This window comes from Bacillus sp. GbtcB10 (assembly GCF_019091365.1).
Lineage (GTDB): Bacteria > Bacillota > Bacilli > Bacillales > Bacillaceae > Bacillus > Bacillus altitudinis.
The window spans coordinates 77,209-92,879 of the sequence record NZ_JAGXJP010000001.1 but is presented as its reverse complement, the minus strand read 5'-3'; the positions used below and the strand labels follow the sequence as shown (position 1 = coordinate 92,879).

The 15,671-nt window shown below is 39.3% G+C and carries 17 protein-coding genes; 8 read left to right on the top strand and 9 right to left on the bottom strand.

Features of this window, described 5'->3' with window-relative positions; translation table 11 throughout:
• Positions 1 to 26: 26 nt before the first annotated feature.
• Both KVT11_RS00540 and KVT11_RS00535 read left to right on the top strand, forming a co-directional pair.
• Positions 27 to 230: an alpha/beta-type small acid-soluble spore protein gene (locus KVT11_RS00540; RefSeq protein WP_008348940.1), complete on the top strand. Its 204-nt coding sequence runs from the start codon at positions 27 to 29 to the stop codon at positions 228 to 230.
• 284 nt (positions 231 to 514) lie between these two features.
• The gene (locus tag KVT11_RS00535; protein WP_116306658.1) at positions 515 to 1,132 is read left to right on the top strand and encodes an NAD(P)-dependent oxidoreductase; all 618 of its coding nucleotides are present in this window, start codon (positions 515 to 517) and stop codon (positions 1,130 to 1,132) included.
• Positions 1,133 to 1,243: 111 nt separating this feature from the next.
• On the opposite strand, the gene KVT11_RS00530 is transcribed toward KVT11_RS00535, so the two are convergent.
• From KVT11_RS00530 to bmrC, 3 genes are all read right to left on the bottom strand, one after another.
• Entirely contained in the window at positions 1,244 to 1,897 is a 654-nt protein-coding gene (locus KVT11_RS00530; protein ID WP_035392539.1) for a hypothetical protein, read from the bottom strand.
• A gap of 252 nt (positions 1,898 to 2,149) precedes the next feature.
• Positions 2,150 to 4,165, bottom strand: coding sequence for an ABC transporter ATP-binding protein (locus KVT11_RS00525; protein WP_060832207.1), 2,016 nt, complete (start codon positions 4,163 to 4,165; stop codon positions 2,150 to 2,152).
• The gene (gene bmrC / locus KVT11_RS00520; RefSeq protein ID WP_116306656.1) at positions 4,162 to 5,919 is read right to left on the bottom strand and encodes a multidrug ABC transporter ATP-binding protein BmrC; all 1,758 of its coding nucleotides are present in this window, start codon (positions 5,917 to 5,919) and stop codon (positions 4,162 to 4,164) included. Before bmrC ends, KVT11_RS00525 begins: the two co-directional genes overlap by 4 nt.
• Before the next feature lie 559 nt (positions 5,920 to 6,478).
• Here bmrC and KVT11_RS00515 point away from each other — a divergent pair.
• Positions 6,479 to 6,985: a universal stress protein gene (locus tag KVT11_RS00515; protein ID WP_017366927.1), complete on the top strand. Its 507-nt coding sequence runs from the start codon at positions 6,479 to 6,481 to the stop codon at positions 6,983 to 6,985.
• 47 nt (positions 6,986 to 7,032) lie between these two features.
• On the opposite strand, the gene dat is transcribed toward KVT11_RS00515, so the two are convergent.
• Positions 7,033 to 7,887, bottom strand: a complete 855-nt coding sequence (dat, locus tag KVT11_RS00510; protein ID WP_057079755.1) for a D-amino-acid transaminase — start codon at positions 7,885 to 7,887, stop codon at positions 7,033 to 7,035.
• A 295-nt stretch (positions 7,888 to 8,182) separates the two neighbouring features.
• Between dat and KVT11_RS00505 the strand changes: the two genes are divergently transcribed.
• Positions 8,183 to 9,037: a polysaccharide deacetylase family protein gene (locus KVT11_RS00505; RefSeq protein WP_017360335.1), complete on the top strand. Its 855-nt coding sequence runs from the start codon at positions 8,183 to 8,185 to the stop codon at positions 9,035 to 9,037.
• 38 nt (positions 9,038 to 9,075) lie between these two features.
• Here the strand turns inward: KVT11_RS00505 and KVT11_RS00500 are convergent, their stop codons facing one another.
• The 3 genes from KVT11_RS00500 to KVT11_RS00490 all read right to left on the bottom strand — a co-directional run bounded on the left by KVT11_RS00500 (position 9,076) and on the right by KVT11_RS00490 (position 11,191).
• Positions 9,076 to 9,807, bottom strand: a complete 732-nt coding sequence (locus KVT11_RS00500) for an NAD-dependent protein deacylase (RefSeq protein ID WP_039962803.1) — start codon at positions 9,805 to 9,807, stop codon at positions 9,076 to 9,078.
• Between the two features lie 29 nt (positions 9,808 to 9,836).
• Positions 9,837 to 10,925: a mechanosensitive ion channel family protein gene (locus KVT11_RS00495; RefSeq protein WP_116306651.1), complete on the bottom strand. Its 1,089-nt coding sequence runs from the start codon at positions 10,923 to 10,925 to the stop codon at positions 9,837 to 9,839.
• Positions 10,926 to 11,089: 164 nt separating this feature from the next.
• Positions 11,090 to 11,191, bottom strand: coding sequence for a YhdX family protein (locus KVT11_RS00490; RefSeq protein ID WP_017360338.1), 102 nt, complete (start codon positions 11,189 to 11,191; stop codon positions 11,090 to 11,092).
• A gap of 306 nt (positions 11,192 to 11,497) precedes the next feature.
• Between KVT11_RS00490 and KVT11_RS00485 the strand changes: the two genes are divergently transcribed.
• Genes KVT11_RS00485 through KVT11_RS00475 form a run of 3 tightly spaced genes read left to right on the top strand, consistent with a single transcriptional unit; the run spans position 11,498 to position 12,981 of the window.
• Entirely contained in the window at positions 11,498 to 12,214 is a 717-nt protein-coding gene (locus tag KVT11_RS00485) for a glycerophosphodiester phosphodiesterase (protein ID WP_017360339.1), read from the top strand.
• On the top strand, positions 12,214 to 12,615 hold the full coding sequence (crcB, locus tag KVT11_RS00480; RefSeq protein WP_017360340.1) for a fluoride efflux transporter CrcB: 402 nt from the start codon (positions 12,214 to 12,216) through the stop codon (positions 12,613 to 12,615). The genes KVT11_RS00485 and crcB overlap by 1 nt, the downstream gene beginning before the upstream one ends.
• The gene (locus KVT11_RS00475) at positions 12,616 to 12,981 is read left to right on the top strand and encodes a CrcB family protein (protein WP_017360341.1); all 366 of its coding nucleotides are present in this window, start codon (positions 12,616 to 12,618) and stop codon (positions 12,979 to 12,981) included.
• Here KVT11_RS00475 and KVT11_RS00470 read toward each other — a convergent pair.
• The gene (locus KVT11_RS00470) at positions 12,978 to 13,370 is read right to left on the bottom strand and encodes a hypothetical protein (RefSeq protein ID WP_017360342.1); all 393 of its coding nucleotides are present in this window, start codon (positions 13,368 to 13,370) and stop codon (positions 12,978 to 12,980) included. The genes KVT11_RS00475 and KVT11_RS00470 overlap by 4 nt on opposite strands.
• A 90-nt stretch (positions 13,371 to 13,460) precedes the next feature.
• Entirely contained in the window at positions 13,461 to 14,843 is a 1,383-nt protein-coding gene (locus KVT11_RS00465) for a hemolysin family protein (protein WP_017360343.1), read from the bottom strand.
• A 335-nt stretch (positions 14,844 to 15,178) separates the two neighbouring features.
• Between KVT11_RS00465 and KVT11_RS00460 the strand changes: the two genes are divergently transcribed.
• The gene (locus tag KVT11_RS00460) at positions 15,179 to 15,619 is read left to right on the top strand and encodes a MerR family transcriptional regulator (protein WP_008348973.1); all 441 of its coding nucleotides are present in this window, start codon (positions 15,179 to 15,181) and stop codon (positions 15,617 to 15,619) included.
• The last annotated feature ends 52 nt before the right edge of the window (positions 15,620 to 15,671 follow it).

Genomic DNA, 15,671 nt, shown 5'->3' with positions numbered 1-15,671 from the left:
TCATATATAAAAAGGAGATTCACATCATGGCAAATTCTAATAGTTCAAATCAATTACTAGTTCCTGGAGCAGCGCAAGCAATCGATCAAATGAAATACGAAATCGCTTCTGAGTTTGGTGTAAACCTTGGAGCAGAAACAACAGCTCGTGCTAACGGTTCAGTTGGTGGAGAAATCACGAAACGTCTTGTATCTTACGCTCAGCAAAACCTTGGCGGAACAAAAGCTTAATTTCATATCTGGATCATAGAAGGCACCTCTTATGGTGTCTTCTTTTTTTGGTTTTATCCCTCACCGATTCCTTTTGAATTCATATGATGTATTAGAAAGGAGCGGATCTTCATGGACATTATTTCAGGTGTGAATTTTGAACTTCTACAATTTGTCGGTCTTTCTCTATTATGTGAATATGCTCATAGTATTCGGTCCTTTCATCTTTATAAAAAAAGCATGACATAAAACTGTACCATTTTAAGTTCTTTTCACTTATAGTATGTAGTGGAGGGATCGATCAGATGAAAATAGCTCTTTTCGGTGCTCATGGACGTGTAGGACAAGCATTTCTTCGTTTCGTAAAAGAAGATGATCGTTACATGGTTCGTTCGTTAATTCGGACAAACCGGGAAGAAATGCTTGCGGGTATGTTTCAAGTCACCGGCAATTCCAGAAATCAAGAGGATGTTCTTGAAACAATTAAAGGATCAGATATTGTCGTGAGCTGTCTATCAACAGATGGTGATGATACTTTATCTGTTTCAATGGAGCATATCGTACAATCCATGAAGCAAACAGGAACATCAAGAATTATAACAATTGGCACTGCGGGGATTTTGAAAGCAAGGCAGCAGCCTGAGCTTTACCGCTTTGAAACAAATGAATCAAGGCGAACCACTTCCCGAGCTGCTAAAGAACATGCCAAAGCATTTGAAATTCTTCAATCAACGGAACTAGATTGGACAATCATTTGCCCAACCTATTTACCAGATGGAGAAGTGACACGGTCATATCGCTATGAAAAGAATTTTCTCCCTATAGATGGACAGAAAATTTCAGTTGAAGATACCGCACACTTTTTGTATCAGCAGTTAAACTCAAAAGAATTTGTGCATCAACGCGTCGGTATCGCTTATTGATGGAAACACACCCAATTTAACCAGAGAAATTCAAAAAGTCGAGGTGAAAATCACCTCGACTTTTTAATATGAGTATAAAAATAAATTAAATTGAATATTTCAAAAAATCAATTAAAGAGTAATCCAGCCTGATTTTGAATGAACTCTTTTTACTACACCTTTTCCTGTAACAAATCTAATTCTTTTTCCTTTTACTTTGTACTCAATGAAAGGCAATTGAACATCTATAAGATCGTATTTTTTATTCTTAGTTAAAAAGTCTTCTAAATACCCCATTTGCCAATATCCATTATAAACCATATTCTTAAGAGTACCTCGAGCACTAGGAGCTAAGGTAGTTATTAAACCAGACACTCCCGCAACTACTCCTGCAGGTGTACTAGTTACAAATACCAATCCAAGTACAGTCGCACTTGTGCCTAGTGCATCTTTTAGCTTGCTGTAATCTTTTTTATTAAATCCTTTATCAAAAATATTACGCTGAGCAGATGTCATTTTTCTAACTTGGCTTAAATTAAGAGTAACCCTTGCAGCATATTCTGAAGAATCAATATTACCTAAAGCATGAACTTGTCCAACCTGATTAGCAGTCTTAAATGATTGAATTTGTGATGATAAATCAGTTTTTGTCTCGACTACTTGTTTCTTTGGTACTTTTTGTTCAGCTGCTGATGCAGATGATGTAATTTCACTAAATCCAGAAATAATTAATGTTGTTGCAGCAATCAAGATGACGTTCTTAAATAACCTTTTTTTACTCTTCATATTCAATCCTCCTGTTTTTTGATACAAGAATATAATATCACAAATAAGAGAAAATCATATATTTTTGGATAAAAAAACTAAAAAATATGTATAAAAATTCATTAATTAACCATTTTACATATCTTATTTCACATATGTGATATTGATTCATAATTACAAAAATATACCTTCCTATTAATATTAAAGTTACTTGAGTTTCACCACTGAAAAAAGCCTCTTTCAAATTGAAAGAGGCTTTTTCTACTCATCCTATCAGCTGCTCGTCACAGCTCCCTTTTGTAATTCGTACATTTGCGCATACAGTCCACTTTGCTCCATGAGCTCTTCGTGGCTGCCGCGTTCGACAATCTCACCCTTTTCTAACACCAAAATCATGTCAGCTTTCTTAATAGTCGATAATCGGTGTGCAATGACAAAAGTGGTTCGTCCTTCTTTGACGACATCTAGTGCCCGTTGAATGATGGCTTCTGTTTCTGTATCGATGTTAGCCGTCGCTTCATCTAGAATTAAGATCGCTGGATCGTATGCCAGTGCACGGGCAAATGAAATCAATTGACGCTCCCCAGAGGAAAGAGTACTCCCCTTTTCAACAACTGGTTCATCAAAACCTTCAGGCAAATGCTTTAATAGTTCTGCTGCGCCCACTTGCTTTAAGGATGTTTCAATCGTTTCTCTTTTAATGTCTTCATTTCCTAAACTGACATTGGACGCAATCGTTCCAGAGAACAAATAAGGATCTTGTAGTACAATGCCCATTTGCTTACGCAGCGTTTGGCGCGACTGATCATAGATGCTTTCTCCATCAATGAGGATGTCCCCATGCTGAATATCATAAAAACGTAGCAGCAAATTCATGATCGAACTTTTCCCAGAACCGGTATGTCCAACGAGTGCCACCGTCTGACCTTTTTTCGCCTCAAAGGTGATGTTCTTTAATACATTTTTCCCTTCATTATACGCAAAGGTAACATCCTGAAATTGGACGTGTCCCTCTAGTTTCTTCTGAATTGGTTCTTCCACTTCAGTACCTGGCTCATCTAATAATCGAAAGACCCGTTCAGATGAAACCCTGGCTAATTCTAATCTAGAGAATTGATTCACAATGCCTGTAATCGGCTGGAACAAACGATTTAAATAATCGACAAATGCATAGAGCACCCCAATCGACACAATGCCCGTCGCACTTAAGGACGCGCCGCCAAAATACCAAATGAGTGCGACATATGCTAAGTTCCGAAGCAGATTCACCAAGTTATGTGAAAGCAGTGAATTTAAATGAAGCATCTTTCGCTGATATCGAAAGTGATTGTTATTCAGCTCATCAAACTCTTCTTTCGTTGCTTGTTCATGTCGAAACGCCTGAATGATCGTCATTCCTTGAATGGCTTCATTTAGCTTGGCATTAATTTCACTAATGATGGAACGAATGCGGTGATTGTAAACCGACGCAAACTTTCGATAAGTCATCGACCATAGGAAAATAATCGGAACAGCCACTAAACAAATAAGCGCCAGCTTCACATTTAATAAGAACATGGCGATATAAATTCCAACCATGTAAATGGCACTTGTGACGAAATTAGCGAGTACTGTTACATATAAATCACGAATGGTTTCTGTGTCATTCGTAATCCGCGCGACAACCTTTCCAGCCGGTAAATTATCAAAATACCGAATCGGAAGCGTTTGGATATGTTCAAATACATCCACTCGCATTTTTTGAATAATGCGATTTGCAATACGCTGGAGTAAATAGTGCTGCCCATATTGAAAGAAAATCGCAATGACGAGCATCCCAAAATAAAATAGAACAAGCTGTACCAAACCACTGATTTCCGGCTGATAAAAAGCGAAGATTTCCTCTTTGGATAAACGCTGTACCTGATACGTCTCACGCTCGCTCCCATTTTCAATGGTGAGCTGATCTCCTTTTATTGTCCGGCTCCCGTCAAATCGAATCGGTTCATTCACAAAATAGTACCCAAATCCGACTTGCACGACATTGATTTGCTTTCCAGCTTCATTTTGATTCTGTAGCCGGTCACTTCTTATATAGTTATTTCCCTGGTAATAAACCGTTTTATCTGTTTTTTCATTCACCTCAACATACGGTTTTTCTACACCTAAAATATGATCATCAATCATTTTTTTCCCAATGAAAGGTCCTGTCAACTCAGCACCAACTGCAATGATCAGAAAGATCAAAGCAACAGACAATACTTTTTTATATAGGAGTGCATAGGCAAGAAGTCTTCTTCCTGTTGTCATTCCTCATCCCCTCCTTCCAGCTGATTTGTCAGCTGCTGACGCAGAAATTGCTCTTTATACCATCCATCTTGCTGAATAAGCGCTTGATGGGTTCCCTTTTGAACAATACGTCCTTCTTCCATGACAAGAATGAGATCCGCATGCTCTACAGCTGATAGACGGTGGGTTGTAATAAATGTCGTTTTTCCATGACGATTTTGTCTTAAATTCTCTAAAATAGCCGTTTCTGTTTTTGCATCAACTGCAGATAACGAGTCATCCAAAATCAAAATGTCTGGATCAATTAATAAAGCACGTGCAATGGAAATCCGCTGCTTCTGTCCTCCTGACAGCGCCACTCCCTTTTCTCCAACCATGGTTTCCAAGCCTTCTGGTAAAAGGCGTAAATCCTTTTCAAAGTAAGCATCTTTAATCGCTTGTGCTAATTCAGCTTCTCTCGCGTCTCTATGACCGAAACGCATATTCTCTTCTACACTTTTTGAGAAAAGGACATGATCTTGCGGAACATAGCCAATCCATTGGAACAGTTGATCCAATTCAATGTCCTCAATTGGAACACCTGAAAACAAGATCTTTCCATCACCTGTCGGATACTGACGAAGAAGCTGTTTGACAATCGTTGTTTTTCCGCTTCCCGTTTTTCCTGTAATACCAATCGTTTGCCCTTTTCGTACAGTAAAGGAGACATCCGTTAGATTATCTTTAGAGGAAGTTGGATACCTAAATGTCACATGTTCAAATTGAATATCGCCAGGCTCTTGTAATCTTTTTGGCTTGGCTGCGTCAGTTACATCCGGTTGATAACTGAGTGTATGATTCAACCGGTCTAATGAGGCATTTCCTCTTTGCATGATATTAATCAATTCACCAATGGCAAACATTGGCCAGATCATCATCCCCAGATAGACGTTAAATGCGACAAGCTCACCAATGGTTAAATCACTTTGGAACACAAGATATGCGCCATAACCGATACCGATTAAATAACTGATCCCCACAAGCAATTTCACCGTCGGCTCAAACAATGAATCAATGATCGCCACTCTCATATTTTTTTGAAAAACATCATCTGTCATTTCTCGAAAGCGATTCACATCTTGTTTTTCCTGTACAAAAGACCGAATCACCCGAATGCCGGCAACTGATTCTAATACACGATCATTCATATCACCAAATGCATCTTGAGCGACTGTAAAGCGTTCATGAATTTTACTGCCATAAAACGCTATCAAAATCGCCATCAGTGGCATTGGAATAATGGCCATTAAAGTTAATTTCCAGCTGATCGTCAGCCCCATCGTAAAAAAGATCATGAGCATGTAAGCAGTGGAATCGACTAATGTTAAAACGCCAAATCCTGTTGTTAAAGCCACAGCATTCAAATCATTTGTACCTAGTGCCATTAGATTTCCGGTTTTTTTCTTTTCATAAAAGGTGGGTGTCATCTTAAGTAAGTGGCGCATTAATTTTCCGCGCATCACACGCTCCATGACATTTGCGCCGCCAAATAACTGATACATCCAAAAATAGGTGAGCGCATAGACACTGACACCAAGTAAGCAAAAAATGGTTACGTAAAACAGAATACTGGATGTTGTAAATTGACCAGACCGAATGTCATCAACTGCTTGACCCAGATACCTCGGTGGCAGCATTTCAAGCACATTCACAATGAGCAGCAGCGTAATGGCGATTGTATAGCGCCTCCACTCTTGTTTAAAGAACCAGCCTAATTTCACAAATACTGAAAACATGTTTGTCTCTCCTTTTAAAGCTAGCCGCTTTCTATATTTTCCTGATTGTCACCTTGTTTCGTTTTTTGAGCTTTTGTCATTTGTCTTGCCTTTGGCATGTTCACATGCTTTCACTCCTCTTCATTTAGTTGTTGATGCATTCCATTATTTCGAGATACGAAATGTATACAACAAAAAAAGAGGCAACCAGCTGACTGGTACGCCTCTTTTATACATGATAAAAAGGCGCATGTTGACAAATACGCAACATACGCCTTGATTCATCCGATCAATTGGAACATACGAGTCCCTTTTCAATGACCAATGAAGGTGTAATTGTCACGTGAATCAACCCATTCATGCAGTTTGATTTCATTCTTCCAATGATGTTGCACATGACATTTCCTCCTTTTGGCTCTTGAATCTTTTTTTATCTTATAGTGGCTGTCACTATTTTGTCAATAAATATTTTTCAATAAATGAAATTTTCTAACAAAAAGTTCACACCCTTTATGTGTATCTTTTTCAGATATCGGGTATACCATGAACGTATAGACTCCTTTTGAAAGGAATGAGGACATTGTTTCAAGCTGATCGGATGGTCGTTGCGTTTGATGGACATGAAGACAGTAAGAAAGCATTAAAGAAGGCAATCGCTTTAGCCAAAACGTTGCATGCCAAGCTAACCGTTGCCTACGCTCATGATGGGAAATCCAGCAGACAGGTGTTTGATGCACCTCGCCCAATGACTGGCGGCGCTTATATCGGAGGCGGCATGGCAGACCTTCAAACACCCCCTGTGTATGTACCTCATGATGAACAGCAAAGTCCCTTGATTTTTGAAGATCATACAGAAGAGGTCGTTGCAGAAGCAAGAATGCTGTTAAATGAAGAGCAGTTTGAAGCTGCAATTGAAATTGTTGAAGGGGAGCCTGCAGAAGCGATTATCGAATACGCTGAAGAGATTTCAGCAGACCTCATCGTCATGGGAGCACGTGACCAAAGCAGATTGAAAAAAATGCTCTTTGGCAGTGTGAGTGAAAAGTTATCGTCCAAATCAGATATACCTGTACTGATCGTGAAATAAATGTCATCACAAAAGGCTGTAAACATTGGTTTACAGCCTTTTTCCTTTTACGAAGAAATAGATGCTTCGCTTTCATGCTTAATTTTTTTCTGGAACCCTTCCTGTACACGCTTCGTGATCTCTCCTGGAACACCTTCCCCAACTGGCTGACCATCTATCTCTACAATTGGAATCACTTCTGCTGTCGTTGAACTGATGAAAATTTCCTGCGCATGCAAAAGTTCGTCTTTACTCATGCGGGTTTCTTCCACACGACATCCTTCTTCCTGACAAACCTCTAGCAGCTTTCTACGTGTAATACCGTTTAAAATCAGGTTATTTGCTGGGTGTGTACGAATGACACCGTCAATGACGGCATACACATTCGAGGACGTCCCCTCTGTCACAAAGCCGTCTCTTATTAAAATCGCTTCAAACGCACCTGCTTCAGACGCTTTCTGCTTTTCCATGACGTTATATAAAAGGTTTAAGCTTTTAATATCACATCTTAACCAGCGAAGATCTTCAGACAATAGAGCTTTCACACCAGCTGTCTGCTCTTGAATAGGCTTTTTCACTTGAAATGTATATGCCGTAATTTGAGGGGTAAGCGAACCATATTGATGTTTTCGAGGTGCGACGCCTCGCGTGACTTGAATATACACGCCGCCATCAATCACTTGATTATCTGCGACTAGCTTCTTCAAATTCTCTTCCATATCGGATACTGTACCTTGCAGATGAATGCCGATTTCCTTTGCACTCTTGAATAGACGCTCAGTATGCTCTTTTAATGTAAACAAAGTCCCATTATATACGCGGATGACCTCATAGACTCCGTCGCCAAATTGATAGCCTCTGTCTTCAATATCAACATGTGCATCTTTTTTTTCAATAAAATCCCCATTGTACAATACTTTCATATGGAATCTCCCCTTCGCTTTGCTTAATGGTTGAATCTGATGCTATCTTAGCGGATAAATGTAAACGTTTCAATGATTATTCAGAATTATTTCATATCCATTTGACTGGATAACCTTCTATTGTAACAAATATAGATTCATAACCAAAAAGATTCCAATTTTTTAGCATCTTCTATATTCATAGGCTCTTTTTTCCTGTATACTTACTCCATATGAGCACGACAAAAAACAGCGAAAAAAGACAGAATCCACTACATGATTCGACACAAACTACTGATTTATTGGAGCGATTGTAATGCAACGGGTTACGAAAAAACAGACACCTTCAAACACGATGCTGCTCTCAAAGGCAATTGGTCTAGTCATTCTGACATTGATCCTTTTTTTCATTTGGGATATATCTAAAACCAATATGCAGGCAGCAGATCAACCGAATGAAGTGTCTGCGAGCAGTCCATTTCGAGACACAAGTACAAGTCTGAAACCAAAAGATGATTCGCCAAAAACATTAGATGCACATTTTAAGATCAATCCAAACAAACATGTAACGGATCAAACGATCTTTTTGACCTTTGATGATGGCCCATCTGCTACATCAAATCAGCTGTTAGATGTGCTAAAATCACAGCAAGTGAAGGCCACATTCTTTATGCTCGGGCCGCAAATCAAAGAACACCCAGCAGCTGTGAAAAGACTTCATCAAGAAGGTCATCAACTAGGACTTCATGGCATCACACATGATGTGAAACGCTTTTATCAAAAAAGTGATTCTCCTGTAAATGAGATGAAAGAAGATCAACGTATATTGGCTTCTGTTACTGGTGAATATACACATCTTGTGAGAACACCTTATGGCAGTTCTCCAAACTTAACAGACCAGCAAAAAACACGTTTAAAACAAAAAGGCTTTGTATACTGGGACTGGACCATTGACAGTCTTGACTGGAAATATAAAAGCTCAAAATATGTACCAGAAGTATTAAATCAGCTGCAAGTGCTTGAAACCAAGTACCCGAAAGAGCCAAAAATCATCTTAATGCATGATCAGCCAGCTACCGCAAAATACTTAAACAGTCTGATCACACAATTAAAGGCGAAGGGCTACACGTTTGAAGTCCTTGATGAAACAATGAAGCCACTACAGCAATAAAGAAAACCCGCACCTATTGGATGCGGGTTTTTTATGATTTATAAAGCATTCACAAGCTCGCCAATTCGTTCGTGAAAGACAAGATCAAACAGCGGATCGAATTCCGTTTCACTTAAATTCATCATGACCTTAAAGATGGAAGGATGATGAGCAGCATCTTCTGGAATATATCGTGCTGGTGCCACTTCTAAGGAAGTTCCCATAACGAGCAGCATGTCCGTTTTTTGGAGCGATTTCTCCACTTGGTCAAAGTGCTTCACCATGTCCCCAAAAAGGACAACATCTGTTTTGAGCACTCGCCCACACGCACGGCCGTCTGATGAAATCCGCTCACAAACCGGTACCTCTTCTTGTAATAAATAAGGCAGTTCGTATGTTGACCCGCATGATGGACATGTAGCTGTTTGAATGGAACCATGCAGTTCATACACATGCTGGCTTCCCGCTTTTTTATGCAGACCATCGATATTTTGCGTGAAAATATCCACGCGTTTTCCTTGCTTTTCTAAATTGGCTAAAAAAGCATGTCCAGCGTTTGGCTCGTACTCTCCACTCATCTTCATTTGAAACAATTCTTTGAATTTCGGCCAAAATTGATGAGGATGTGATAAAAAGTAAGACCGGCTCATTGCCTCCATGCGAGAAGTATCTTCTGTCCATAGTCCACCCGTTGATCTAAAATCGGGAATTCCCGATTCTGTGCTCATCCCAGCACCTGAAAGGACTGTAATATGTGAGGCCTTTGATAATCTCTCTCTTAGCGCTGCCACTTTTGTTTGATCCAACCACCATTCCTCCTTTATTCACCGAGCTGTTTCTCACCTTTTTGTTTCATATAAATGGTCTGTCCAGGGAAAGCAAATTCTACCCCTTCTTCATGGAAAATATCAATAATGCGATAGTTAATATCCTGCTTAATATCCAGGTTTTCAGACCAAGCGGTTGTGTTTGTATAAAAGTTAAAGAATAAGTTTAAATAGCTGTCTGCCAGCACATCGAAATTCACCATAATCGTTTCCTTATGAACACCATCATGCTCATAAAGCATTTGCTTCAGACGTTTGATGCACTTATCAATGTTTTCTTTCGGTGTATTGTAAGATACGCGAACGGAGAACGTAATTTGACGTTTATTCATTCTCGTCCAATTTGTGATCGGCTCCTTTGAAAGGGTCGAATTTGGCACGGTCACCACCGCTTCAGCAGGTGTTCTAAATTTTGTGCTTCGGAAGGTAATGTCCTCTACAGTTCCAAGTACACTTGGAGTCTCTACAAAATCGCCCATTGTAAAAGGCTTCTCTGTAATAATCACAATTCCTCCAAAAAAGTTTGCCACTGTATCCTGCGCAGCGAGCGCAAAAGCAAGACCACCTAGACCAAGCCCTGCCACAAGTCCGTTCACATCATAATTAAACTCTTGTGCAATGACGCTAATACTCAGTGCAATAATAATAAAACGAAGAACCTTTGATAAAAATGGCGCTAAAATATCATCCATCTCTAATTCAAATTTTGAATTCACTTTTTGAAATAAGAAGGAAGAAGCTGCGGTTAGATTACAAAGTCCCCACGTCAGCATCAAAATAATAGAGGATCTATACAATTTGACAATGACATCCATATGGTGCTCAAAGTATGGGGCTTGTCTTAACGCAAAATATAAACCTAGTGCCACAAAAAACAGCCTCGCAGGTTTTTCAAACGCCACCACAATTTGATTAATGACTTCGGTTTTAGACCGGTTTGTCAGCTTAAAGAGCAGGTGAAACAAGTATTTCGTAAATACTTTTCGAAGTAATAAAAAAAGCAATAAAATACAAAGGCTAATGCCTGTTTGGATCGCAATATCGACTGTAAAATATGTATCCATCCATTTTTGTGTAAACATCTCTGTCTCTCTCCTTTAAAACAATCCTCTCTAGTTTATAATATAACCTTCGTTTATGTCCTCTCTTAAATGTCTGACCTCTATATAAAAAGCCTCGGGACCTATCCCGAGGCATGATGTTCAATTATGAAATTTTGGCTTGAGACATATCGACGGGCAGCAAACTACTTTTTCTTCTGAGCCTGATCAAGGAGAGTCGCTTTAAACATTTCAGCATCCGTTTCGGCCTTAATACGTTCTTCCACTCTAATTCTCCCTTTACCCAATCATCTCGCCTCCTTTTCATCATTATAAAACATCAGAATTTTCAGTCAACATGACGAAAGCACTAATATTTTGACGAACGCTGACGATTTGGACAAAATTGATCGAAGAAAAATTGATGTAATTCAGGTTTACTCAATCAAAGCTTGCTCTATTCCTGTAAACTTTTCAAAATGATACATCAAGCTTTTTCGGTACATGAGGTTCCATGATAATACGGCGCTCTTCTTCTCCATATAGTAAAGAAGGAAAACCACCAAAGCATTTGATATGATAAGACCAGAACTTATGTCAGGGAGCTGGAGCAAGTGTATATTATCGCACATAGAGGGTCATCAAGCGCAGCCCCAGAAAATACAATCGCTGCGTTTGATGTAGCTGTCGAGCAAGGAGCAGATTATATTGAATTAGACGTACAAATGACAATGGATCAGCACGTCGTCGTCATCCATGATGATACCGTTGATCGAACGACGAACGGAAACGGTTTAGTCAAAAGCTATACACTTGATCAGTTGAAAAAATTGGACGCAGGAAGCTGGTTTGACCAACAGTATACGAATGAACGAATTCCAACATTACAAGAAATTCTTGAAAGATACAGTCAGCGGATTGGGATATTGATCGAGATCAAACACCCAAAACGGCAGATAGGAATCGAAAAGGCAGTTGCCCGCATCATCAATCGGTTTGCCTATTCTCGTCATATCATCATTCAATCTTTTGATGTTCATGCACTGCAAAGAATCAAAGCGTTCGCCCCTTCTCTTCGCACAGCTTTGATTATAAAGCCTGATGCATTTAAACTAACGAAACGAAAGTTAACGACATACAGCTCGTTTGCAAATTGTCTTAATATGAAGAAAACGATGATCAATAAATGGTGGATAGATCGTATTCATTCATTCGGAATGGAAGTATTCATATGGACTGTAAAAGATCAAAAAACAGCGGATCGAATCAAAAAATACCCAATTGATGGTGTGGTAACGGATAACCCGCTATTTTTTCAAAAGGAGAAATGATGCAGATGAAAACTTATTTCGCCGTTTTTATCGGTGGATTGATTGGTACACTTTGCAGATATGAACTAAGCCAAACCGTCATCAGCCAGACATTCCCCTATGCAACGATGATTGAAAACATTTCCGGCAGCCTACTTCTTGGTTTTGCGACAGGATACTTTCTATTTCAGAAAGGGAAAAAATATCTTGCTGCTTTGATTGGAACAGGGTTTTGCGGCGGGTTTACGACCATGTCCACCTTTTCTAAAGAGACAGTTCTTCTGTTACAGGCAGGGCAGTTCAATTTAAGTATGATGTACATCCTGCTCTCAGTCATTGCTGGAGTAGCCGCTGCTTTAGCTGGCCTGATCCTTGCAGAACGGCTCTTTCATCAAAATAAGCAGCAGAAAGGAAGCAAATAAATGATTGTTTTTTATACAGCTGTAGCTGGAGGGATCGGCAGTGCATGTCGTTTCTTCATCAGCCAAACAATCCAGAAAACTCCATCCCATGCCCTTTTCCCGTACAGTATTATTTTCATTAATTTATTAGGTGCAGCCGGTTTAGGTTTTCTCACAGGCGCTGTAACGTCCAATCATCCACTGCTAGTGATCATAGGAACCGGTTTTTTTGGCGGCTTTACCACATTCTCTACGTTTAGTGTAGAATCTGCGACGATGCTAATGCAGCGCCAAATAGGAAAGCTTGCTGCCTATTTACTTGTGACAATTATCGGCTCTTTATGCCTTTTTGCGGCGTTTTATCAAATAGGACAACTTCTGTTTTAAATATCTGTGATGGCAGCTAGGCTGATGAGCAGTTGATCCATCAGCTGGCGCTTCATTAAAAATAGTGTCTTCTCACTATAGCCGATTTCGATTGCACATTTTGCCATGCGCCAATCTCGAAAATACTTATAATCAATGAGCTGCTGCTCTATTTCATCCAATTCTTTTAAAGCCGTTTCAATACAAGCAACAATCAGTTCATACTGACTTTTCTGCTCTTCTAATTTTTGACGTGCCATATGATGATGTTGGAGAGAACTTCGCTTTTCAAGCTGTCTTTCAATATTTAAAATGGCCGCTTGATAGTTCTTGAAATTTTTTAAATGAAACTCAATACGTTTCATTGAGGTTTTTTTCTCCGTGATACTTGCTGTTTCATACCAGAGCATGTCCATCCCCCTTTTACGAACGTTTGTTCTTATTATATACGAACATACATTCTTAAAAAAGAGGCTAAATACCTAAAAAAAACCTTGAGCTTATTTTTCGCTCAAGGTCATTTCATTTACTAACAGTGGCTCTTTTATATCAAGCCCTGTTCGTGTATTTTCTTTTTCTGATGATGTGACGCCTTTTTTCAGGTCGATCTTTTTCACATAGCGTCCATCCATCTCCAAGACCTTCATCCGAATATCATCAAGATAAATGGATTGTCCTTCTCGGATATCAATGTTCTCATTTAAGATTAGCCCGCCTATCGTATCAATTTCTTCATCATGATATGACATTTCGATCAAATCTTGAACTTCCTCTAATCTCACTTTTCCATCTAATATATAATGATGCTCCGCTCTCTTTTGAATGACCGGCTGCTCATCTTCATCGAATTCATCTCGAATGTCTCCAACAATCTCTTCTAAAATATCCTCCGTTGTGACAAGTCCAGATGTCCCGCCATATTCATCCGTTAAAATCGCCATATGCATTCGATCGCGCTGCATTTTGACGAGAAGCTCTTGAATTGGAATCGTGTCAATCACTTCAATCACTGGATAAATATAATCTTGAAGCTTCAGTTGATCTTTTTCTCCTTGATACACAATATCTGCAAAGAGCTGCTTTTTGTTGAGCATGCCAATGACATGGTCTTTATCCCCTGAAAACACGGGGAAGCGTGTGTACTTTTCCTTTGTCATGATCGCCAGTATTTCGTCTAACGGCATATCTTCTGGAATCGCACAAATTTCTCTTCGCGGTATCATAATTTCTCTTGCGATTCGATTATCAAAATCGAATATCTTGTTCATATAATTATACTCTGATGAGTTGATTTCCCCATTTTTTAAGCTTTCAGATAATAAAATCTTTAATTCCTCTTCGGAATGGGAATGTTCTTTTTCAGACCCCATATCGATACCCATCATTTTCGTTAGTACACGGGCTGACCCGTTCAACACATAAATGAAAGGGTACATAAGGATATAAAATGCATGCAGCGGTCCTGACAGCCAAAGCGTCATTTTTTCTGCCTTTTGTATGGCAAGTGTTTTTGGTGCAAGCTCGCCAACAACTACATGCAAAAAGGTAATAATAGAGAACGCAAGTGTTGCTGAGATCAGGCTGATTGCTGAATCAGGAATGTTTGTCAAACCAAAACCTCGAACTAAAAGTTCTTTTACTGCCGGTTTACCGATCCACCCTAAACCAAGGGATGTCACTGTAATACCGAGCTGACAGGCTGACAAATATTCATCTAGCCTTGATGTCACCTTTTTCGCCATGATAGCCTTTTTGGACCCTTCGGCAACAAGCTGATTAATTCTTGAACTTCTCACCTTTACAATGGCAAATTCAGATGCAACAAAGAAAGCTGTTAAAGCAATCAAAACTCCGACTATACTCAGATTAACAATATCGTCCATTTAACCTTGCTCTTTCTTAGAAGAACAAGGAGTCACCTCCTGATTGATGATGTTGTCTTTTGCAAAACGGTTAACTGATTAAATAAGACTACTTTGAGGGCCCCACTTAACCACCTCCGGTTCACGTAAAATCCGTCTCTCTACATATATATGAAACGGTATTCATTTTATCTTACCATAAATAATCTGAAAATTCCTGTATCGCTACAGTATTTTAGAGATGACAACCTAAATTGATGGAAATGCCCTTTGTTTCTTCATATTGGCAGGAAATCTGAACAATTATCTTGTATTTCAGACTCGAATTATATTAAACTATTTTCATAAACTATAACGTGACGGTTAGGAGGAGATGTTCAGATGGGGCTGAGAAAAAGTATCGTATTGGTGAACTAGCACAGATTGCACAGGTGACGAAACGAACTGTAGATTATTATACGAATCTAGGGTTGCTTGCGCCTGTTAGATCTTGCTCTAATTATCGTTATTACGATGAACATGCTTTAAAACGATTACAATTAATCGTTCTTTGCAAACAGCAGAGATTGGCTCTTTCTGACATCAAATCCAGATTAGATGAACAATTCCCTTCTCAAAAGGAAGATCCTGATGAACTTGTCCATTTAACCTCTGATATCGATCGGATGAATGAGCATATGGACCGCATTTTGGCACGTTGTAAGCAGCTTCAGCCAGAACAACGTGAAAAACTAAAAGAGCAGCTTACTCCTGAAAAAATGACGGCTGTCCAATCATTTTTACTGCTGTTAAGTTAAAATTTTTACTAAACAGGAGGTGTTACCTTCGTTCTCAAAGTCAGAACGAAGG